15 protein-coding genes are annotated in these 18,309 nt (G+C 62.8%); 10 read left to right on the top strand and 5 right to left on the bottom strand.

The window, feature by feature from the left end; all coding sequences use genetic code 11:
* Window positions 1-45: 45 nt before the first annotated feature.
* The 4 genes from ACZLZQ_RS19250 to ACZLZQ_RS19235 form a co-directional block, all read right to left on the bottom strand.
* Window positions 46-228, bottom strand: coding sequence for a DUF3606 domain-containing protein (locus ACZLZQ_RS19250; protein WP_472950746.1), 183 nt, complete (start codon window positions 226-228; stop codon window positions 46-48).
* A 263-nt stretch (window positions 229-491) separates the two neighbouring features.
* Window positions 492-2,849 (bottom strand): bifunctional diguanylate cyclase/phosphodiesterase, encoded by a 2,358-nt coding sequence (locus ACZLZQ_RS19245; protein ID WP_472950917.1) that lies wholly within the window; start codon window positions 2,847-2,849, stop codon window positions 492-494.
* 78 nt (window positions 2,850-2,927) lie between these two features.
* On the bottom strand, window positions 2,928-4,715 hold the full coding sequence (locus ACZLZQ_RS19240; protein WP_472950916.1) for a bifunctional diguanylate cyclase/phosphodiesterase: 1,788 nt from the start codon (window positions 4,713-4,715) through the stop codon (window positions 2,928-2,930).
* Window positions 4,716-4,952: 237 nt separating this feature from the next.
* Window positions 4,953-5,447, bottom strand: a complete 495-nt coding sequence (locus ACZLZQ_RS19235) for a YciE/YciF ferroxidase family protein (RefSeq protein ID WP_472950745.1) — start codon at window positions 5,445-5,447, stop codon at window positions 4,953-4,955.
* Window positions 5,448-6,149: 702 nt separating this feature from the next.
* Between ACZLZQ_RS19235 and ACZLZQ_RS19230 the strand changes: the two genes are divergently transcribed.
* From ACZLZQ_RS19230 to ACZLZQ_RS19215, 4 genes are all read left to right on the top strand, one after another.
* A complete protein-coding gene (locus ACZLZQ_RS19230) occupies window positions 6,150-8,159 on the top strand; it encodes a sensor domain-containing diguanylate cyclase (protein ID WP_472950744.1) in 2,010 nt (669 codons plus the stop codon).
* An 823-nt stretch (window positions 8,160-8,982) separates the two neighbouring features.
* Window positions 8,983-9,378 (top strand): YsnF/AvaK domain-containing protein, encoded by a 396-nt coding sequence (locus tag ACZLZQ_RS19225; RefSeq protein ID WP_472950743.1) that lies wholly within the window; start codon window positions 8,983-8,985, stop codon window positions 9,376-9,378.
* A 547-nt stretch (window positions 9,379-9,925) separates the two neighbouring features.
* Window positions 9,926-10,306 (top strand): YsnF/AvaK domain-containing protein, encoded by a 381-nt coding sequence (locus tag ACZLZQ_RS19220; RefSeq protein WP_472950742.1) that lies wholly within the window; start codon window positions 9,926-9,928, stop codon window positions 10,304-10,306.
* Between the two features lie 61 nt (window positions 10,307-10,367).
* Entirely contained in the window at window positions 10,368-11,021 is a 654-nt protein-coding gene (locus tag ACZLZQ_RS19215; RefSeq protein ID WP_472950741.1) for a YidB family protein, read from the top strand.
* Window positions 11,022-12,038: 1,017 nt separating this feature from the next.
* On the opposite strand, the gene ACZLZQ_RS19210 is transcribed toward ACZLZQ_RS19215, so the two are convergent.
* Window positions 12,039-13,085 carry a YihY/virulence factor BrkB family protein gene (locus ACZLZQ_RS19210; RefSeq protein ID WP_472950740.1) on the bottom strand — a complete coding sequence of 349 codons (1,047 nt, stop codon included), beginning with the start codon at window positions 13,083-13,085 and terminating at the stop codon, window positions 12,039-12,041.
* Window positions 13,086-13,504: 419 nt separating this feature from the next.
* On the opposite strand from ACZLZQ_RS19210, the gene ACZLZQ_RS19205 reads away from it, so the two are divergent.
* From ACZLZQ_RS19205 to ACZLZQ_RS19180, 6 genes are all read left to right on the top strand, one after another.
* Window positions 13,505-14,542 (top strand): hypothetical protein, encoded by a 1,038-nt coding sequence (locus tag ACZLZQ_RS19205; protein ID WP_472950739.1) that lies wholly within the window; start codon window positions 13,505-13,507, stop codon window positions 14,540-14,542.
* Between the two features lie 51 nt (window positions 14,543-14,593).
* Complete coding sequence (locus ACZLZQ_RS19200) at window positions 14,594-15,160, top strand: hypothetical protein (RefSeq protein ID WP_472950738.1); 567 nt, start codon at window positions 14,594-14,596, stop codon at window positions 15,158-15,160.
* Between the two features lie 11 nt (window positions 15,161-15,171).
* A complete protein-coding gene (locus ACZLZQ_RS19195; protein WP_472950737.1) occupies window positions 15,172-15,567 on the top strand; it encodes a phage holin family protein in 396 nt (131 codons plus the stop codon).
* Window positions 15,564-16,475 (top strand): hypothetical protein, encoded by a 912-nt coding sequence (locus ACZLZQ_RS19190; RefSeq protein WP_472950736.1) that lies wholly within the window; start codon window positions 15,564-15,566, stop codon window positions 16,473-16,475. The genes ACZLZQ_RS19195 and ACZLZQ_RS19190 overlap by 4 nt, the downstream gene beginning before the upstream one ends.
* 63 nt (window positions 16,476-16,538) lie before the next feature.
* Entirely contained in the window at window positions 16,539-17,909 is a 1,371-nt protein-coding gene (locus tag ACZLZQ_RS19185; protein WP_472950735.1) for a cation:proton antiporter, read from the top strand.
* 197 nt (window positions 17,910-18,106) lie between these two features.
* On the top strand, window positions 18,107-18,292 hold the full coding sequence (locus ACZLZQ_RS19180) for a DUF3606 domain-containing protein (protein ID WP_472950734.1): 186 nt from the start codon (window positions 18,107-18,109) through the stop codon (window positions 18,290-18,292).
* Window positions 18,293-18,309 lie beyond the last annotated feature (17 nt).

Raw genomic sequence — 18,309 nt, 5'->3', positions numbered from 1 at the left:
TATCCCGTTAGCTCTATGGCGCCACCGCCTCCTTGCTCGGGAGCGTTACCGCTTGCGCTCGGCCGCCGCGTCGCACGCCTCGCGACTCGGACCGTGCTTCTCGATGATCTCGCGGGCCTGCTCGGCCGCCAAGCCGTGCTTCTTGGCGAAATAGTTCACCTCATAAGGCTCGGTAGCGGACACCTTCGCCCTGTCGCGCCCGTCGGTCTTCTTCTTGTTGTCTGCCATCTCTGTCTCTCCGTGGTTCTTTCAGGGTTTCGCCACTGAAGCACCGTCGCCCGATCGAGTCGATGCGACAGCGCTTCTGGATGGCGTCGCCCTCAGTACATCGGCCGACCTTTTGCCGCCGGAGATCCGGGGCGCAAGCTTCGGCCTATGGCAGTCGCTCAACACGATCGGCGCCTTCTCGGACCGCTCCCCACCGTCGGTTCGCGGCCTCCTGGCAGTTCTCCGCAATCAGCGGCGACTTCGGCACCTTCCGCTGGGGCCGGTTAGGCCGCTGCCAGGGACGGCCCCATGAGGCCATAACGAATTTCAAATACCTCGGCTGTCATCGGTTTTCCGTAGAGATATCCCTGGCCCTCGCTGGCTATGCCGCGCATGAAGTCCGCCTGACCGGGGAACTCGATTCCCTCCGCGATGATCTCGAGATCGAAGCCTTGGGCCATACGCGCGATGGCCTCGACGATGGTCTGGTCCTGGCGGCTCGACGCGATGTTGGTGACGAACGACCTGTCGATCTTCAGCCGCGTGACGGGGAAGAACTTCAGCATCGTCAACGAGGCATATCCGGTTCCGAAGTCGTCGAATGCGATGCCGACGCCGGCGGCCTTAAGCTGCTCCAACTGCCCGACGATATGGCCGTCGTCCTTCAGGATGATGTTCTCGGTTACCTCGAGTTCCAGTCCGCCGGGGGCGAGACCGCACTCTCGCAGGATGGCCTCGACGGTCTCGGCAAATCCCTCGATGCGAAACTGGGCGGCGAAGAGGTTCACGCCCATGCGCAGGTTCGGCACTCCCATGGCGCGCCAGCGGACGGCCTGTTCGCAAGCCGTGCGCAGGATCCATTCCCCGACGGGTGCCGCGAGCAGGCCGCTCTCGAGAATGGGCAGGAAGGCAGCCGGCGTGAGCACGCCCCGGGATCCGCAGTTCCAGCGGAGGAGTGCTTCGGCTCCGACGAGGGCGCCGTCCGACAGTCGCACCTGGGGCTGGTAATAGAGTTCGAAATCCTTGTGCGCCCATGCTTCGACGAGCTTGAGGACGGTGTCGCTCCGCTCGATGGCCACATCCCGGAGGTCGCAGGTGAACAAGCGGGTTCGACCCTTGCCTTCCGCCTTGGCGGCGTAAAGCGCGAGATCGGCATCGTTGACGACTTGATCGGCGGTCGCACCCGGTTCGTCAAAGAAGGAAATCCCGACGCTCGCGGAGATCCGGATGGTGCGATCGCTCCGTTCGATCGGTTGCTCGACGATGGCGATGATGCGGTTGCCAAGTGCAACGGCACGGGTTCGATCGGCAGTCTCCGGGATCAGGACGGCGAACTCGTCGCCACCCAGCCGAGCGACGAACGTATTGTCGTCTAGCGTCGCAGACAGCCGCTCGCCGACGGTCTTGAGTACCGCGTCGCCCCCGGCGTGCCCCATAGCGTCGTTCACGGCCTTGAAGCCGTCGAGATCGAACAGTAGCACTGTGAAGACTTGCCCCGTTTGCATGCGGTCGGCGACAAGGTCGGCCAGCACTTCCGAGAACCGCGTGCGGTTGGCAAGGCCCGTCAAGGGATCGAAGAAGGCAAGCGTCCTGATCTTCGCCTCGCTCGACAGGCGTTCCCGCTGGTCCCGGACCGCGACGACCGTGACTGTCTGGTCGCCCATGACCACATCTCGCCGCAGGACGCGGACGGGAAGGAGCTGACCGCCAGCCCCGAGGAGCCTTGCGTCCCGCTCCTCGTGCTGCGGAAGGTCGGAAACGACGAGACCGGGCAGCAGGTCGGACAGTCCGGTTCCCGTCAGGTCCGCGCGCGACAGGCCTGACAGGCGCTCGAGGCTGTCGTTGACCGACGAGATCGTCTCGCCGTTGCAGATGGCCAGGCCCTCCACGGCAAGATCGGCCAGTTCGCGCAGGCGCAAGTGGTCGCGACGGAGCCGCGCGCGGGCGTCGAGCGCAAAACGGAGGCCGATGACGGCGAGGGCAAGAAGACCGGACGACACGGCCGCAACGATGGGTGCCAAGACTTCCGGCGGCAAAGTTCGCCGCGGCAGGACGATGCGGGGATCAAACGTCAGGCTAAGGGCCGCCATGCCGCCGAGGTGCAGCACCGCGATGGACAGGAGTAGCAGGGGGGCAGCGACGTGACGGATCTTCTTCCGGCGCTCGCCCGCGGCAACCAAAGCCAGACCGGAGATCGGCAGGCTGACGAGGAGCGACGTCGCGACTAGACCGAAGTCCCATGCGATCTCGCCGCGAACCACGTACGAAGCCTGCCCGACGTAATGGAGGGCCCCGACGCCGAGCCCCAGCATCGTGCCGGCCGCAAAGCGTCGCGGCCGCTTCTGGCGGCCGACCGCAAGCACGAGGCCGGCCCCGATGCCGACGACGCCAAGAACAAGGGATAGGACTGTCAGGATCGGGTCGAAGCCGGCTTCCATGCCCGGCTGGAAGGCCAGCAACGCGATCATATGTGTTGCCCATGCGGTGCACCCCGCTGCAAGCACGCTCGACCACGCCCAGATGGCCCGTGCGCGTCCCGCGGATCGGCCTGCGTGCTTGGCGATGGAGAACGAGCCGTAGACACCAACGGTGCAAACGATGGCAGCAAGGATCAGCAAGCGGCTGTCGTTGGCTTCCTGCATGCAGTTGAGCACGGTCAGCATTTGAGACGACTCATCGGGAGCTTCGCCTGCTTGAGGGGGACATGAGATACCTGACCGTCATGCTACGGCCGAGAGATCCTTTGAACGTAGCCATGCCTCCAGTTCGGACGCCGGCATCGGTCTCGCGATCAGGTAACCCTGCCCCTCGTCGCAGCCCCACTCCTTGAGAAGACGGTAGGCACCCTCCGTTTCGATGCCCTCGGCCACGACGCGGTAGCCAAGGTCCTGGGCCAAGTCGACGACGGACCTGACGAGCGTGCGGTCGCGCTCTGAACCCTCCATGTCACCGACAAACGAACGGTCCACCTTCAGCACCGTCGCGGGAAGCTTCTGGAGGTAGGACAGGTTGCTGTAGCCGCTGCCAAAGTCGTCGATCGCGATCGAGATGCCCGCCGCGCGAATGGCCTGAAGCTGGGTGACGACGCGCGCGGCGTTCCTTGCGACCGCGCTTTCGGTAAACTCCAGCTCCAAGAACCCGGAGAGTACGCCCGCATCCCGGACGAGGCCGAGGATCCGGTCGGCGAAGTCCGGCTCGTCGAGGTTCAAGGCCGATACGTTGATTGACACCTTCATCTCGATGCCTCGAGCGTTCCACTCTGCCATTTGGGCGAGGGCCGTCCTTGCGACCCATTCAGTCAGAGGTTTGGCGAGCGCCGTCTGTTCGACGGACGGGATAAACTCCACTGGCGGGATCGGCCCCAGTTGCGGATGGGTCCAGCGCAGGAGCGCCTCGACGCCTAGGCACGTCCCCGTCCGCAAGTCGACACGCGGCTGGTAGTGAAGGCGGAGCTGGTCATCTGCTTCCAGTGCCGTCCTGAAATCGTTCAGCAACATGAAGCTGCGGGCATGCCTTAGGTCGTGCGAGGGCGAGTAGTCGGCATGTCCTTCATCGGACAGGCCCGCGTCCTCGACGGCGTTCAGCATGCGCCGCAGGACGTCACGCGGCGCCAGCTCGCCGAGTAGGAACACGCACGTTCCCATCGCTGGGGTTGGCGTGACGGGGATGCCATCACACTCGATCGGCGCTCGGAGGAGACCGAGAAGGCTCATTGCCAACTCCTCCCGGTCCCCGCCGAACTCGGGTGTCAGGATGACCGCCAGCCGCGTCGGACCGACGTGGTAGAGCCGCGACGAGTTGCCCATCCACGGACGAAGCATGGCCGCTCCTCCGCGGATCAACGCCTCGGTGAAGCTTCCACCCAGCACTCGCTGGCCCTGGTCGTACTGTTGTTGAGAAACGAGCTCGAACATGATCGCCGCGACGTCGGCGCCGGGATGGTGCCTAGCCAGGTCTTCGATGTCCTCAAACATCTGGTGCTGGTTCGGCAGCCCGGTGACGGCGTCGGATCGACCGATCGTGTTGCTGAGCTCGATCTGGCTCATCACCATGCCAGCGAGGTCCCGCAGCACCTGATGCCCCTCGGCGTCGAGGTCTCGAACCTTGTCGTCGACGACGCAAAGCGTGCCGAGGCCGTAGCCTTGTCGCGTGAAGAGTGGCGCCCCTGCGTAGAACCTGATTCCGGCAAGGGCCAGCGGACTGTCCACGAAACGCGGATCTGCCTGAAGGTCTGGAACCACGAAGATTTCGTTGTCGCCGATGGCATAGCTGCACGGCGCCTGTTCACGCGGGATCTCGGTGATGTCGACGCCGACCTTGGACTTGAACCACTGGCGGTCGCGATCGGTGAGCGAGATCGTTGAAACCGGGGCGTCGAGCAACTTGCTGGCAAGTCGCGTCAGTCGGTCGAAACTGTCGCTCGGAGATGTGTCGAGGAGGTTGAGGTCGCGTAGCGCATTGAGGCGCGCCTCTTCGTTTCTGACGGCGTCGATTACGTAGGCGGTCATCGCATGTCCCTTGGGCTTTGGGGGACAAGCTACGGGCACGGAGGTTAAATTGGTCTGCATTTTGTGCGCTCGACGTCGCGATGGTAAGCGGGAGGTTACGCAGGTGGACCAATTTCGAACGAAGACCGGGGGCAACGGTCCACCGTCGCGTGGGCCGCAGTTCGTCAACCTTCCGCGTGCCGATCGCCCGGGCCGAGGTGGAGGTGTGGCAACGTTGGTCACAACACCTCCGGCCGATCAATCTTGGTCGGCTTCTTCGTTGACCGAGGACTCGGCGAGATCCGACAGGATTTGGTCCGTGTTCTCTTCCTCGATGAGCGTATCTTTAAGGAGTTCGGCAGCCTCCTCGAGACCTAGCTGGTTTGCCCAGGCATACAGAGTTCCGTAACGGGTGATCTCGTAGTGCTCGACGGCCTGCGCCGCGGCAATGATCCCGGCGTCGAGGGCTTCGGACCCGGCGAACTCCTCGATTACTTCCTGGCCTTCCGCGATGATCCCAAGGATCGCCTTGCATTCGACGCCCTCCGGCTTTGCACCGATGATCGAGAAGACGTCCTCGAGGCGCTTGATCTGGCTGCTTGTCTCGTCGAGGTGCACGCCCAATGCCAGTTTCAGATCATCGGAGCTCGATGCGTCCATCAGCGTTGGTATCGCCTTCAGGATCGCGTTCTCCGCAAAGTAGGTGTCCTTGAGCTGGTGAAGGAACAGGTCGTTCAGTGTCTGGTCACTCATGTTGTCTCCCAGGTTCAAACGGCACGATCGACGCGCTGGCCGTACGATCCGGGAACCCTGTTCGGGACGCCCCTGTTCCAGATCCCCGACAAGTTTGGGGAGACGGTCACTAGACCCTCGTGCGGACGCTGCTGCCCCTGCGGACAACGTCGGCGATCCCTTCCCCGAGCGCCTGTCTTTCGGATTCAGAAGAGAACTCACGGACCGCTCAGGGGCGTGCCGGTCTTCGCACAAGATCCGGGCACGCCCCGGGTCTTGTGGGGGCGAGTAGTCGGCATGCCCTCGTCGGAACGGCTTGCTTCCTCGACGGCGCTCAACATGCGTAGCTTGACGTCGTGGGGCGCCAACTGAACGAGCGGGTACACGCAGGTGTCCATCGCGGGTCGGTTTAACGGGAATGCCGTCGCCTCCGATCCAAGCCCGGATCATCCCGGAAGGCTCGTTGCCAGCTCCCCCGGTCCCCGGCAACCCCACGCGTCTAAACGACCGCGATGCGCGTCGGACCGTGCGGTATAGACGGTACGAGTAAGCCATCCGCGGTCATAGCCTGTCCGATCCTCGGCAGATCGAAGCTCCCGTGAAGCTTTCGCCAAACCAGGTTGCTGCAAACTAAACCGATAGCAAGCCATCGGTAAGGATAGGATCTTATACTGATATCGCGTCGTCACACGGCGGGAGTTCCCTCAGTGAAGGCTTGCGACAGTGAAATTTCCTTCCATCGGTTCGGTTGGAATGCGTCATCGGCAGATTGGGCTTCTTGCCTTCGCGATGCTGCCTCTGGCTGCCCTTGTGGCCCTGTATCTCTCGGCCGACTATGGCCAGACGATCAGGACAGCAAAGGACGGGGTGTTCTCCGCAGCGAAACTGGCAGCGGCGACCGAATCCCGGATCTTTGACGAGACAAGGTCTCTTCTGGGAACTCTCGCCCTTGGCCCCGTCGTGACACCCGGCGGCGGCGAGGCCTGCTCGGCGTTCATCGCTGACGTCAGCCGAGCGAACCCTTTCTACAACACGATCGGTGTGGTTGACACCGAAGGTACAATCAACTGCCACAACTCGTTGAGGACCCGCCAGGGGCTGACCGACGTCGATCTCGTAAATCGGATGAAGGCACCGGGCGCGCGGAAGTTTCAGGTCGGCAACTTCGTGATCGGAAGGGTCAGCGGCAAGCCGACCGTCATTTTGGCGAACAGTTTTCCTTCGGCCGACGGCGACTTTACGGGCGCCGTGTTTGCGAGCCTCAGCCTCGATCGACTGACCCACGAGGTCGAGAACGTCTCCGGCGGGGGGAGCCGATCGGTGATGCTGGTCGAACCCGGCACGGACCGTGTCCTGGTCCACTTCCCGCCGCTGCAGGGAACTCCGTTCGGAACGACGTTCCCGGGAAATCCGCTGATGGCTGCCATGCATTCCGCCCAAAACAGTGGGACGGCGGAAGTACGGGGGATTGACGGCGTCGAGCGGGTTTATGGGTTCGCCCCGCTGCCATCCGCAAGAAACATCGTTCTGGCGGTCGGTGAAGATCGCAGCAACCTGATCGCTCCGGTCCGGAACAGACTTGTCCTGTCGATCCTTGGCTTCCTGACCTTCCTGCTGGCGGCCGCTTCGGCGGTCTGGTGGTTGAGCGACCGAACCCAGTTGCGACCGTTGCAAAGCCTCATGGACCTGGCGGGACAGATCGGCCTCGGAAAAGCCGATGTCACGACGCACCTGGAACCGTGGCAGGCTCCCGAGTTGCGCAACCTCGGAGGCGTCCTCGAGCTCATGGCGGTGAGGCTTTCCGACGGACGCAAGGCGGAGGCCATCGTCGCCGAGAGCGAGGCACGTTTCCGCCTGCTGGCCGAAAACACCGCGGACATGATCACATGCTCCGACGAGGGCGGACGGCGCGTTTACGTCTCTCCCGCCAGTCGCGACCTTCTTGGGTACGAGCCCGCGGAGTTGATGGGAAAACAACCGCGTGAGCTCGCGCACCCTGATGACGTCCCCATCGTCGACATCATGATGGCGGAGGTCACGGCCGGCCGCCCGGCCTCCGGGGTCCAGTACCGGGTTGCCCATCGGAACGGCGGATATCGATGGGTTGAAGTTGCGGCGAAACCACTTGATGACGGGGCGGGAACGGTCTTCGTCATGCGAGACATCACCTCCCGAAAGCTGATGGAGAACGAACTGGGGGAGGCAAACCGTCAGTTGGAGCTGTTGGCTTCGACGGACGGTTTGACCGGACTCGCCAATCGCCGGGCGCTCGACAAGCAGTTGAAGTTGGAGTTTGCCCGTGCGACCCGTGGCAAGACCGACCTCAGCTTCCTCCTGATCGACGTCGACAGCTTCAAGGCGTTCAACGACACATACGGGCACCAGGCTGGCGACGATTGCCTGCGTCAACTGGCGGCCGCATTGAAGGGAAGCCTTCGCCGCCCCGGAGACCTCACGGCACGGTACGGTGGCGAGGAACTGGGAGCTATCCTTCCGGCGACGGACGCCTCTGGAGCGCTCATGCGCGCCGAAGTGGTCCGCAAGGCGGTCTTCGACCTTGCGGTCCCGCACTCAGGCAGCAGCCACGGTGTTGTGACCATCAGTGTAGGGGTCGCGACATTGGAAGGGGGCGCCGATCTTGTCGACGTCGATGGCCTGATCCGCACGGCCGACACGGCGCTCTATCAAGCCAAGGCGAATGGCCGCAACAAGGTGGTCGCCGGAACTGCCTAACCGAGATGTTCAACCGAGGCACCTCACTGGCCACCTGACAGACGGCGCAGCGACGATCGAATCTCATGGGCGAAAGTTACGGGAATGCGTCCTAGTGCCGTCCGCAGCTAATGACGCATTGCGGACGTCGCGACGGGCCGGAGACGCTTACTTCGAGTTGCGAGCGCGACGCCCCGTAGATCTTCGCGGCTGTGCGGCATGACATCGATTGCCAATCGGTGCGGCAAGTCGAAAAAGTCGGCGAGGAACGTCGACGGACCATCGACGAAGCCGGCGGCCGCAGGAATGTCACAAGACAAGGATTTGCTCCCTCCCCCCCCAGTAGAAATCCCCAGCATGAGCCAGCGAGTTCGCAGCGGTCGATCCGACCCTGCCGACCCGGTGGAGTCTGGAACGAGGATACGGAAGCCAAGCACTACGTCGGTTATCGGGAAGCCATCGGAGTCGTCCAAGCCCTTCAGGGGGGCATGGCGGCTTCGCGAGGCCAAATCCCGATCGAGCCTTCCCCTTCACCTGCCGCGATGCAGCGTTCCCGTACCTGTTGGACGCTGTTGTTCAAGCCCAACGCTTCCGCGTTGAACGATTTTCCCAAGGCCAGGTTGAGCCTTCGAGGGCCCGCGCTCCGCACGCCGAACGGAGGACTAGTTATGACCCCGACAACCATCTGCGTGCTACCGCATGACCTTCCCGGTTTAATCCCGACGGAGGTCCGTGGATCAAGGCCAATCCTGTTGGAGAGGGTTCGTGGAGGCGCCATCGCAGGCTGGCATATCCCCTCGCGCGGGGTGGTCTGACTATGGCACCGGAGGAAGATCGGTCGGATGTGATCCCTCTCGTCGAGGAGACGGTGCGCATCCAGAAGGAGAACGTGGTCACAGGCCACGTCCGGGTGCGCACCGTCACTGAGACGACCGACCACATCGTTGCCGAAGAGCTCGATGCCGAGAACGTCGAGATCACCCGCGTGAGTGTGGACCGCGAAGTCGCCGAAGCACCCGTCGTCCGCCAGGAAGGCGACGTGACGATCATATCGCTGGTCGAGGAGATCATCGTCGTCACCAAGCGTCTGGTCGTCACCGAAGAAGTTCATATTCGCCGCGTCAAGACCACCGAGCGCATCGAGACTTCGGTCAACTTGCGGAAACAGCGCGCCGTCGTGGAACGGACGGACGTCGACGGCGATTCAACAGACACCTCACCAACGGGAGAAAACCAATGACGCAGACCGTTACCGCATACTTCGATACCCGTGCCGAAGCCCAGGCCGCGATCGATAAGCTCGCTCTTATCGGCATCTCGGGTTCCGAGGTCCGGATCGCCGATTCGACAACGACGACTTCACGCGGCACGACCGCGGAGGAGGACAAGGGTTTCTTTGAGGCCATCGGCGACTTCTTCATGGGCGACGACGAAGACGACCGCCACACCTATGCCGAAGGCGTGCGCCGCGGCGGTACGGTCGTGACCGTCAGCGCTCCGGACGGCCGCTTCGAAGAGATTGCGGACGTGCTCGAGGGCGAAGGTGCAGCTGACATCGACGAGCGTGCAGCAACCTGGCGCTCGGAAGGCTGGGAAGGCACCTCTGCCTCCGGCAGCTGCGCCTACTCCGGCGGTTCGATCGACCCAGTGGGTGACAGCACTGTTGCCACCACGGGCATCGGCTCTTCGACGGGCACCTCGTATGCCGCCGCATCGGGCGCCGCTGGCTACTCAGAGCGCGACACCCTTGACACCGACCTCTCGAAGGATCGGACGGGACCATCGAGGTGGTGCAGGAGAACCTGCGCGTCGGCAAGCGCGACGTCAGCCATGGTCGGGTCAAGGTCCGTTCGTATGTCGTCGAAGAGAATGTCTCCGAGGACGTCACTCTTCGTAGCGAGAACGTCGAGATCTCCCGTCGCGCCGTCGACCGTCCGGTCGGCGCGGTCGACGCCTTCGCTGAGCGCACGATCGAACTCGAGGAAACCGCGCAGGAGCCGGTCATCTCGAAGGAAGCGCGTGTTGTCGAGGAGATCGACCTCAAGCGTGATGTTCGTGACCGTACCGAGACGGTTTCGGACACGGTGCGTCACACCGAGGTCGACATTGCGGACGAGCGGGTCGGCGAGACCCTGACGGACGCAGAGCGGGTACGCCGCGGCCTTTAAGGGTAACAGTCGGGCCGGCGGGGATCTCCCCTCCGGCCCTTTTCTATTTTGGGAGGTATCGATGGGCATTCTTGAAGACGTGATCGGCAGCGTGCTGGGCGGACAGCAGCGAGGCGGCGGCATGCAGGGCAATGGAACACAAGGTGGACTGCCTGGTGGCCTCGGCGGGATGCTGGGTGGCGGATCGCAGGGCGGTATGTCGCCGATCATGATGGCACTGATGGCCTTGCTCACGCAGCAGATGTCCGGTCGCGGCGGTGGCGGGGTGCTTGGTGGGGGCGGCCTTGGCGACCTACTCGGCGGCTTGACTGGACGGTCGGGTGGCGTGGGCCAGATCGGTGGCTCGGGCCAAATACAAGAGCCGGACCGAGAAGAGCGCGCAGACCGCAGCGATCGGCCGACTCAAGGCGGGCTCGGCAGCCGCGGGGAGTTCGACGGCGGCCACACCGGACCCGGCGGTCTTCTCGAGCGTCTCGAGCAGGCCGGGCATGGGCAGAAGGCGGCTTCGTGGGTCGGTCATGGCGACAACGAGTCCATCGCTCCGCACGAGCTTCAGCAAGCCCTCGGCGACGATACCGTCGATCGTTTGTCGACCCAGACCGGGATGTCGCAGGGCGACCTCCTTTCGCAACTGTCGGAACTCCTGCCGGGAGTGATCGACAAGCTGACGCCGAACGGCCGCCTTCCGGATCGCAACGAGACTACGAACTGGTAAGGAACCCGAGTGACGGCGGAGCCGCTTCATGTGGCTCCGTTATCGAATCCCGTTGGCTGGTCGGTCACTCGGCACGCCGCTTCTATGCAGGCTTCGTCAGCGTCGCCTCCTCCAGGCGAAGATAGGAAGATGACCGACTTGTTGCGTTCCCTTACTGCGGCAACGACGACCGCAACTCTGATCTTGTCGTGTCACGCTTCGATGGCGGACAGCGTTCCTCGGTACGATCCCGCGGACTACTGCCGCAACCTTGCAAGCCTCGTCGGTGAGTCGAAACGGGCATGGATGGGTTGCCTCGAAAGCCAGCGCGATGCTTACGCTCAACTGAAAGACGAATGGACAGCCTTTCCTGCGAGCACGACCGCATACTGCGGTGAGGTTGCCAAGGTAGCGGGAGGCTCCTATCCCATCTTGATGGCGTGCATCGAGCGGGAGATGGATACGTCCCGCCTGCTTCGACGACACGGGTTCTGAACGCCTACCGCGCCGGCTGCTTTGGTGCCGTCAGGCCAACGCCGCGTGCGTTCCGTCTCGCATGAAGTTCTCGAATTCGGCAGCGGGCATTGGGCGGGCTTTGAGATAGCCCTGTCCTCGTCGCATTCGCTTGAGCAGCTTATAGGTCGCGTCGCTCTCAATGCCTTCCGCCACGACCCTGCACCCAAAGTCATGGGCAGTCTTAATCCCCAGCAGGAGCCAGTAGGCCCAACGACAACGATTTGGATCGCCTATCGTAGTCGATGGGATGGCCGGCACCTCGAAGGATGCTGATTTGCTGCCTGGTGCGCGCGATGCACGCCTTGCCGTCCATTCCGTAGATACGCCGGGAAAGTTCGGCCAGGCCTATGCTCGGGGAAGCTCTCAGTACCTCAAGGATGATCTCGCTCTTGAGTGCCTTCACTGTGCTTTCTTCCATGAATCGCCGGACCATCAGCAGAAATGAACATCGGAGCTTTGGTGCGGCTAGAGCCAAACCCTCCCGCCCCGCCGTTCGCTCAAGTATGAGCTTTCCCTATTACGTCACGAGGAGGCCTCACCTACGGTGTCCGCCATTGCGGCTCCGCGTTCTCCCAACGGACGTTCAGGAGTGTGTGTCGTGTCGCGGGCGGTCTGATGCTCCAGCTCGGCATTAAGCTCGGCGCCGAACAGCACCACGATGCAGGACAGCCACGTCCAGGCCATGAAGCCGATGGCGGCGCCGAGGCTTCCATACGTCTCGTCATAGCTTCCGAAGTTCGTCGCATAAAAGGAGAACGCGATGGAGAATAGGACCCAGACGATCGCTGCAAGGCCAGCCCCGGGTGTGACCCAGCGCCACTTCGCCTTCGCGCGGCTCGGCCCGTAACGGAACATGATCGAGATGCCAACAGCTACGATCGCGAGCAATATCGGCCAGCGCAAAATCAGGAGGAACGTCTCGAGACCGCCAAGGCCGATGTACTCGAAGAGGATCGGCATCAGGATGACGGCACCGAGCATGAAGGCGATGAAAACGAGCATCGAGAGCGTGAACGCGAGCGAGATCAGTGTCAGCCTGACAAAGCTGCGCTTCTCCTTCTCGGCGTAGACGATGTTCAGGGCGTCGAAGAAACTCATCATCCCCGCGTTCGCGCTCCACAGGGCGACGCCCAAGCCGAACACCAAACCAAATCCGAGCGTGACGTCGCCCTTCTTGACCGTGCGTTCGAGCTGCTCGCCGATGATCTGCACCGCCCCGGACGGCAGAATCCCCGACATAGACTGTAAGTGGTCGTTCACGGTGCCCAAGTCGCTGAAGAGCCCGTATATGGAGATGAACGCCGTGATCGCAGGAAACAGCGCGAGCAGCAGGTAGAATGTCAGCCCGGCGGCCACGAGCATCAGGCGGTCGTTCGAGAATTCGGCGTAGACGCGCCACAAGATGTCCTTCCAGCCAGTCGCCGGGATCTCCGTGGGCTTGGCAGCTTCCCGCCCTCGGCCGCGTTCTGAGGCTGCTTCGGCGTGGGCTTGCTTCTGTTCCTTCAAGACCTCTTGCTTGGCGGGCGTCGGCGGACTGTCTTGGTCCGGAGCAAAACCTACGTCCGTCATGTCTATCCTCTCGCTGGCGCACGGATAAACTTTCGGGACGCCGTTATGATCCGGTAACCACGAGTTTCCTTTGGTCTCGAGGGATTGGCCAAGATCGAGAACGCTCGAGCGGACGGCACGGCCTCCCTAACGACCATGTCGAACTGGCGTCGTTCGGCATTCTGTTGATCGGGCAAGCCGTCGCGGGTGATACTGGATTCTTCACAGAATCGATCGTTCCCGTCTCTCGTTGAACGGAACAGGACTATCGGATGTCGTTCACGACATTGAAAGCTCATGGAAGCCTCGTAGATTTCGGCCGCGATATACTATTTGCGCGAGCAGCCCAGACGTTGCTGGAGGAACTAAGCGACTCCTACGAAAGTTCTCAGAATAGTGAACGTGGCCTTCTAAAAGCACGGGCTGCTGAGGAGAAGAAGATGAGTTCAACCGACAGAACCGAGACCGGCGATCCGAGCCTCGATGCGATCGAGGCCCGGAACGAAAATCTACGGTCCGGGCTTGCCGACACCGTTGGAGAGCTGCGGAACCGCCTATCGCCCGGTACCATCAAAGCCGACGTCAAGGACAGCATTGTCCAATCGGGCCAGGACTTGCTTGCCAAGCTCGAGCGGTCCGCACGGGATAACCCGTTGCAGACCGCAGCGATCGGAGCTGGTCTGGCCTATCCGATCATCGGCATTCTCCGGAGCATCCCGGCGCCAATTCTCTTGATGGGCGCGGGCGTGGCTTTGTCCGGCCGCAACAACATCTTCTCCGGACTGATCTCGGGAGACAAAGTCAACGATGCGGTTTCGACGGGCAGCGACAAGGCCTCGAAACTGGCAAGCAAGGCATCGGACACGGCATCGGCCGCCGCGGCCTCCGTTACCTCAACCGCACAAGATATGTCCGACCGCGTAACCGGCGCCGCATCGGCAGCCGCGAACAAGGTGACCAACACCCTGACCGATGCGACCCAGAGCCTGACGGACGCGGCCGATGCCGTGACCCATCAAGCCCGGATGACCTATCACGACGCCACACACGCGGTTGGCGAAGTCGCCGATCAGGCGGTTGTGCTTGGCAGACAGGGTCGCGACACGCTGGTTGATACAGTCCAGCGCAACCCCTTATTGGTCGGCGCGCTAACGGCCCTAGCAGGTGCTGCACTTGCCGCGCTCATCCCGCATAGCCGCACGGAATCCCGCTTGTTCGGCGACGCGAGTTCGCGAGTGAGGCAGAAGGCCGAGACGACTGCCCGAGAAGGTCTGCACGCCGCAATGGATGTCGGTGAGCGAGTGGCTGCCTCAACCGTGAACGCCGCTTCCGACGAAGGCCTCGACGTCGAGTCCGGCAAGAATGCGATCCGCGATCTTGGTCAGCGCGCGGCAGCCGTCGTCGATGCAGGTGTGAAGGCTGTCGCCCCAGACGAGGAGCCTGAGAAGCACGTTGCGGCACGGCCCCTGGATCACTGAACGGGCCATCAGGCCAGCGACTAACCCATAATCGAATTTAAGGAGACCCACATGAGCAACACGACCTACAACCCGAACCAGGCAGCCAAGCCGGACATCACCGATCAGGCAAAGGCCGCCGCCGACAATGTCAGTGCCGAGGCGAGCTCGCTTGCAAACGAGGCGAAGGCCGCCGTGAACGATCTCGGTGACCGTGCCAAACAGGGTGTTCTCGACGCGGCAGATCATGTGCGCGGTCTCGCCGAAGAGCAAAAGGCCGCAGGGGCTGACCGCTTCAAGGGCTATGCCGGGTCGATCAACCGCGCTGCCGACAGCCTCGACGAAGAGATGCCGATGGTCGCCAACTTTGCCCGCAAGGCAGCGGGCGAGATCGAGCACTTGGCCGATGCCGTAAAAGATCGCGACCTCGCCGATCTCGTCGGTGTCGTTCACGACTACGCTCGCCGTCAGCCGGCTGTGTTCCTCGGCGCCACCGCGTTGGCTGGCTTCGTCGTTGCTCGGTTCCTGTCGACCTCAGCCCAGAAGCGCACGCGCGAGGCGAACGTCGGTGACTGGAAGAGCGATGCGGACCATGTCGGCGCACCCCGGCCGCTGCCCGTCCGCGGCACACTGAGCTAAGGGGGGATCGGATGGCTACGTCCCCCGACGACAGAAGCTTCTCGGAGCTGATCTCCAACGGCCTCGAGCAGCTCTCGGCCCTCTTCCGGAGCGAGATCCAGCTCGCAAAGGCGGAGATGGCTAAGAAGGCAACGAATGCCGGCATGGCCATCGGACTGATGGTCGGCGGGGTGGCATTCGCGATGGCTACCTTGGTGATGCTCTTGACCACCGTCGCAACCTTCCTCGTTGAGGCGGGCATGGGTGCAGGGCTGGCGTTCCTGCTAGCTACCGTCGTCGGGGGCGCGGTCGCTGCAATCCTCGTATCGGCGGGCATCAAGAAACTGAAATCCGAGACGATGGTGCCCGAGCGCACGGTGCATCAGGTCCAGATGGACGCACAAGCGGCGAAAGGAAATCAGCCATGAGCCATACATACGAACGTCCCGTCCCTTCCACATACGCGGAAGATCCCACCATTCCCAACGCCGGGAACACTGTGACAAGGAAGGACTTTGGAACCACCCTTACGGACGCTGTCCGCGAAAACCCGGCGTCGGCCGCGCTGATCGGCATGGGTGTCGCCTGGCTGTTCTTCGGTGGAAGCAAGACGTCGCTGTTCGGCTCGAAGCGGGACCACGATCGCGCCCACGGTCATCGCAACCGCCATCGGTCGGAGCGTGACGATTTCGAGATGCGTTTTGAGGCGCCGCGTCACGTTGGTCGCGCGTCCGACCGCTTCGGCGCCATGACGAGCGGTGTGGGTAGTGCCGCCAACGATGCCGTGGATGCCGTCGGCTATGGTGCCCAGCAGGCAGGATCCAGTATTGCCAGCGGGGCATCGTCAGTCGCCGGCGCGGCATCCCAAGGGTACGACGCGGCCGCCTCATATGCCGGCGACGCGGCTTCCTACATAGGGTCGCACGCCTACGACGCGGGTAGGGCTGGCTCGCGGATTGCCAGGAGCCAGGCGGGACACGTGCAGCAGACAGTCGGCGAGTTCTTCGAAGACCAGCCTCTGGCGCTTGGCGTGCTCGGACTTGCAGTGGGCGCGGGCGTCGCAGCGCTGCTTCCTGTCACGGACATCGAGCGGGAATATCTCGGTGAGACCAGTGACGAGCTCAAGGCGCAGGCGCGCTCGCTCGTTGGCGAGAAGATCGGCGAAGCCAAGGATCTGGCGGCGACAGCGCTCGATGAGGTTGCACGCGAAGCCGAGGCGCAGGGCCTGACGAAGGCGAAGCTCGGAGAGGTTGCTGCTGACCTGAAGGACAGGGTCGGCAACGTGGCCAGCGCCGCGAAAGGAAGCGTTTCCGAGGTATCGCCCAGCAAGCTGTAGTTCGCAAGTCGGGATCGCCACCGAGCGATCCGGGCCGTGAACATCCATCGGAGACGGGAGGGCATGTCCCTCCGGTTTTCGTGCGTGGCGACCATCAACGGCAAGAGCGGCATGAACCTTTCCCTCGAACTCAGTCCCGACCCCTACATCCTCATCCTAACAGGGGCGGGTCTCCTCATCGCGTTAGTGGCATGGCTGCCCTTGGCACTGCGCACCCTGCCCCTGTCGCTGCCGATCGTCTGCATTCTCTTTGGCGCGGTAATCTTCTCGCTTCCGGGCGTGACCCTTGATCCGCTACCCATCCTCTATCCGGAAATCACGGAGCGGTTTTCCGAGTTCGTGGTCATCATCGCGTTGATGGGGGCGGGACTTAAGCTCGACCGGATCTTCAACTTCCGAAAGTGGGGTGTGACCTGGCGGCTGATCGCCATGACCATGCCCCTCAGCATAGCCGCGATTACCGTCATCGCGGGGTGGTGGATGGGCCTGTCATGGACAGTGGCGCTGCTCCTCGGCGCGGCACTCGCCCCTACCGACCCGGTGCTTGCAGCCGACGTGCAGGTCGGGCCGCCAAGGTCCGGGGAGGAGGACGAAGTCCGGTTCGGTCTCACCTCGGAAGCTGGAATGAACGACGGCTTCGCGTTTCCGTTCGTCCACCTCGCCATAGTGCTGGCGCTTGCGGCCTCGACAGGCAAGCCGTGGCTCGTCGAGTGGCTCACCTACAACGTCCTATGGGAGATCGGCGCCGGGGTCCTGGGCGGCTATTTAATCGGCCGCGCCTTCGGATGGCTCACCTTCCACGTGCCCGCGAAGACGAAGCTTGCGAAGACCGGAGACGGGCTGATCGCGCTGTCAGCAACCTTCGTCTCATACGGCCTGACCGAGCTCATCCACTGCTATGGGTTTCTGGCCGTCTTCGTCACCGCGCTGACATTTGGGCACTCGCACCGGGACCACGACTTCCATCTTCAGATGCACGATCTGACCGAACAGATCGAGCGCATCGCGATGATGGTGCTGCTGCTCATGTTCGGCGGCGCGCTCGTCAACGGCCTGCTCGTGCCCTTAGGTTGGGTCGATGTCGCGGCGGCTGTCGTGATCCTGCTAGTTGTTCGACCCATTGCAGGACTGATCGGCCTCGTCGGTCATAAGGTGGGATGGCAGGAGCGCCTGACGCTTTCGTTCTTCGGCATCCGGGGCGTGGGAACGGTCTACTACCTCGCCTATGGCCTGAACCACATCGGCCACGTCGAGGAGGTCGATCGGCTGTGGGCGGTCGTCGGCCTGATCATTCTGATGTCAATTCTCATGCATGGCGTGACAGTCACGCCTGTCATGCGGATGCTCGACAGGAGCCATGGCAAGGATCCCGATGCAGACGAAGCCATCCCTCCACCCGGCCTACAAGGGCCCGCGGAGAGAGGTGCCTCGTAGAGCCCAGACGTAGCCTCGAACGGTTATGCCACCGTGCATAGAAAAAACGGGATGAGCAAAGAAGGCATCGTTGAAGTTTGATGACGATGTTCGTGCACAGCCGGCCATTCGCACCATTGTCCGAAAGCAGACGCTTTGGAAAAGCAACTCCTCAGCCTTGCCCACGTTGAAACACGACCGAATTGATGGAGGCTGAAATGGCTGAAGAGCAGACATCCCGTGGGCGCGCTCAGGATCGTGCCAAGGTTGCCGGGGGCCAGACCCATGAAGTCAAATATGAAGCGCAGAAGGAAGGCGTTAGTCGCGGCGAGGTTCGTGAGGCGGTGAAGGAGGTTGGCAACAGTCGCAACCGCGTGGAAGAGCGGCTCCACAAGGAAAAATAGGACCTACGGCAACACTC

The organism is Mesocryomonas lacus, from assembly GCF_055730105.2.
This window is presented reverse-complemented; position numbering and strand designations above follow the sequence as displayed.